This window comes from Kamptonema animale CS-326 (assembly GCF_028330895.1).
In the GTDB taxonomy this organism is placed as follows: domain Bacteria; phylum Cyanobacteriota; class Cyanobacteriia; order Cyanobacteriales; family Microcoleaceae; genus Kamptonema; species Kamptonema formosum.
This window is the reverse complement of record NZ_JAQMUA010000487.1, coordinates 1-3281: the sequence shown is the minus strand read 5'-3', so window position 1 is coordinate 3281 and position 3281 is coordinate 1. Positions and strand designations below refer to the sequence as shown.

Annotated in this window: 3 protein-coding genes; all 3 read left to right on the top strand. The window is 46.4% G+C overall.

From position 1 onward, the window contains the following. The first annotated feature begins 160 nt into the window (after positions 1-160). The 3 genes from PN499_RS28435 to PN499_RS28425 all read left to right on the top strand — a co-directional run bounded on the left by PN499_RS28435 (position 161) and on the right by PN499_RS28425 (position 3141). Positions 161-1324, top strand: coding sequence for a cysteine desulfurase family protein (locus tag PN499_RS28435; protein ID WP_272036866.1), 1164 nt, complete (start codon positions 161-163; stop codon positions 1322-1324). An 88-nt stretch (positions 1325-1412) separates the two neighbouring features. Then, positions 1413-2159 carry a DUF1995 family protein gene (locus PN499_RS28430; RefSeq protein ID WP_272036864.1) on the top strand — a complete coding sequence of 249 codons (747 nt, stop codon included), beginning with the start codon at positions 1413-1415 and terminating at the stop codon, positions 2157-2159. Positions 2160-2388: 229 nt separating this feature from the next. Continuing rightward, entirely contained in the window at positions 2389-3141 is a 753-nt protein-coding gene (locus PN499_RS28425) for a metallophosphoesterase (RefSeq protein ID WP_272036862.1), read from the top strand. Positions 3142-3281: the final 140 nt, after the last annotated feature.

Sequence of the window (3281 nt, the reverse complement as noted above, 5' to 3'; positions counted from 1 at the left end):
GATGGGGAGGATGGGGAGATGGGGAGGATGGGTAATTAGCCATTAGCCATTAGCCATTAGCCATTAGCCATTACCAATTACCAATTACCAATTACCAATTACCAGTTAACAGTTAACAGTTAACAAATAACAACTAACAACTAACAACTAACAAAATACCATGCAAATTTATTTAGACTACAGCGCTACTACGCCCATACGCCCAGAAGCGATCGCCGCCATGCAAGCCGCCTTTACTCAATATTGGGGCAACCCTTCCAGCTTGCACGATTGGGGTCAAAGAGCAGCCACAACTCTAGAATTATCTAGAATGCAAGTAGCTAGCCTGATTAATGCCCCGCCGGAATCAGCGATTTTTACCTCTGGTGGCACAGAAGCCGACAACTTGGCAATTTTAGGCATCGCCCGCCATTACAAGCAGCCGCAACACATCATCATTTCCAGCATTGAACATCCAGCCGTAGCAGAACCAGTAAGGTTTCTCGAACAACTAGGCTGGGAAGTCACGCGATTGCCAGTCGATCGCTTGGGGAGAGTTCATCCCCTCGACTTACACGCATCGCTACAACCCAATACAGTCCTAGTTTCCGTGATTTTCGGTCAGAGTGAAGTAGGCACGTTACAACCAATTGAGGCATTAGGCAAAATTGCCCGTTCTCATGGGGTCTTATTTCATACAGATGCCGTTCAGGTTGCTGGCAGAATCCCGATCGACGTGCAAAAATTGCCAGTTGACTTGCTATCGATATCTAGCCATAAAATCTATGGCCCTCAAGGTTCTGGGATGCTTTATATCCGAGAAGGAGTAGAATTAGCGCCAGTATTTGGGGGCGGTGGTCAAGAAATGAAACTGCGATCGGGGACGCAAGCAGTGCCAAATATAGTTGGTTTTGGCGTGGCGGCGGAATTGGCATTACAGGAAATGGTAGAGGAAACACCGAGATTAATCGGATTGCGCGATCGCCTATTTGATAAATTAGCTGAGGTGCCGAATTTAGTACCAACAGGCGATCGCTATTGTAGATTGCCACACCATCTTAGTTTTGTTGTTGCCAGTAAAGATGAAAATATTACAGGCAAAACCTTAGTGCGGCAACTAAATCTGGCAGGAATTGGTATCAGTTCCGGTTCTGCTTGTAGTAGTGGAAAAATTACGCCCATTCCCACCTTGTTGGCGATGGGATACAGCGAAACTGAGGCTATTCGAGGAATTCGCTTGACTCTGGGCAGAGATACCACCGAAGCTGATATAGACTGGACTGCGATCGCGATCGCCCAAATTATGGAAAGATTAATGCCAAAACGGTTAACTGTTAACTGTTAACTGTTAACGGTTAACTGGTAATTTTCCCTCTTCCTTCTTTCCTCTTCCTTCTTCCCTCTTCCCTAGCCCCTAGCCCCTAGCCCCTCTTATGATTGAACTCCCGAAAACACTTGAAGAAGCGATCGCCCAATCCCGCGAAGCAGTGAAAGCTGCCCTCAACGACGGTCAAACCCGGTTACAAGTTGAATTAGTTTTCCCAGAAATCGCACTGCAAGCACAGTCAATAACCCAGCAATTCATCACCGACTTTGAAGAACTAGCAAACGGCCTTAAAGTCTTCTTTCCTGACACCGGTGCCGCCGCTCTTGCCCGCCGAGACTGGGGAACAGTACCATTTAAAATAACAGACTTAGGTAGTAGCAGATCCCCCATAGCAGAGAAAATCGAATCAGAAGACCAAGTTTTCCTACTGGTAAATGCTTCCTCAATTGAAGTTGCCCAAGTCGAACAACTCTGTAACGCCGCCGATTCCCGCCCCGTAATTCTCCTCAACCCCCGTCTGGAAGACGCAGCTACCATTGGCATTGGTTATGCAGGTCGCCAATTGCGCGATCGCTTTCTCAATACCCTCCAATCTTGCTACTACATCAGACCCCTACCAACGGCGGCCCTTTTCCGTTGCTACCCTCAATCTTGGCAAGTATGGCTGGAGGAAACAGAGGGTGAATACAAACTGATATCCGAAACAGCCCAAAAACCTGTAGGAGACGATCTCGAACGGATTATAGCCCCAACTGTCCAAAATGGCGATCCTTCTGCTCCACAGTCGGCCCCTGTCAAGAAAAAAGGAATGCTTGCAGAACTTCAAAGTCTGATCCGAGCACTTACAAACTAAGGTGATTTATGAAACATAATTCGATTTGATAGTGGTATAATTTAACCACCAGAACACGAACCCTGGGTAAATCTTGAACACAATAGTTCGGACATTATGGGAGTAACTGCACCAAAAAATCCGAGTTGCCTGCTGCAAAAACTAATTAAAAATAAGGGTTTCAGCTAAGGTAACTGAACTATTGTCAACCAGAACATCGTGTTTGAAATCCGCGAACCGGGTAAGAAAAATGAACCAACGGCGCATCGTCATTGGGGACGTACACGGACACTACGATGGGTTAATGACCCTTTTAGAAGCGATCGCCCCCAATAGCGACGATCGAGTTTATTTCTTAGGCGATTTAATAGACAGGGGGCCCAAAAGCGCTCAAGTGGTAGATTTTGTGAAGCAAAGTTCCTACCAATGCCTGTTGGGAAACCACGAACAACTGATGATCGAGGCGAATGGAAGCGATCCGCGATCTTTACCAGCTTGGATCTACAGTGGGGGACAGGCGACAATAGATAGTTATATAGATATAGGGATGATTCCGTATAAACACTTAGATTGGATGCGATCGCTTCCCCCCTACCTCGACTTAGGCGATATTTGGCTAGCTCATGCTGGTGTCGATCCTAAACTCTCTCTCAAACAGCAATCTACCTATCAACTCTGTTGGATTCGCGGAGAATTTCATCGGATTTCCAAGCCTTATTTTCCTGATAAATTAATTATCACAGGCCATACTATTACTTTTACCTTTGAGGGTGTTAGTCCCGGAGAATTAGCACAAGGAAACGGTTGGTTAGACATTGACACTGGAGCGTACCATCCCAGAAGCGGCTGGTTAACAGGATTAGACATTACTCATCGCCTAGTCTATCAAGTAAATGTGTTTGAGCATAAAGTCCGCACCTTACATTTAGATGAAGCTGTCAAGCAGATTAAAATTCCTCAGTTGTCGATTCGCCATAACGATCGGATGAACAGAATTTACTAAATATTGGTAATTGCTAATGGCTAATTGCTAATGGCTAATTGCTAATGGCTAATTGCTAATTACCCATCTCCCCCCTGCTCCCCATCTCCCCCGCCCCCCCCGCTCCCTCGCCCCCCTGCTCCCCCGCTCCTCTTCTTGCT

Excerpts from the sequence above, each read along its gene's own strand:
- PN499_RS28435 (WP_272036866.1), top strand. The coding sequence starts at position 161 with ATGCAAATTTATTTAGACTACAGCGCTACTACGCCCATACGCCCAGAA.
- PN499_RS28430 (WP_272036864.1), top strand. The coding sequence starts at position 1,413 with ATGATTGAACTCCCGAAAACACTTGAAGAAGCGATCGCCCAATCCCGC.
- PN499_RS28425 (WP_272036862.1), top strand. The coding sequence starts at position 2,389 with ATGAACCAACGGCGCATCGTCATTGGGGACGTACACGGACACTACGAT.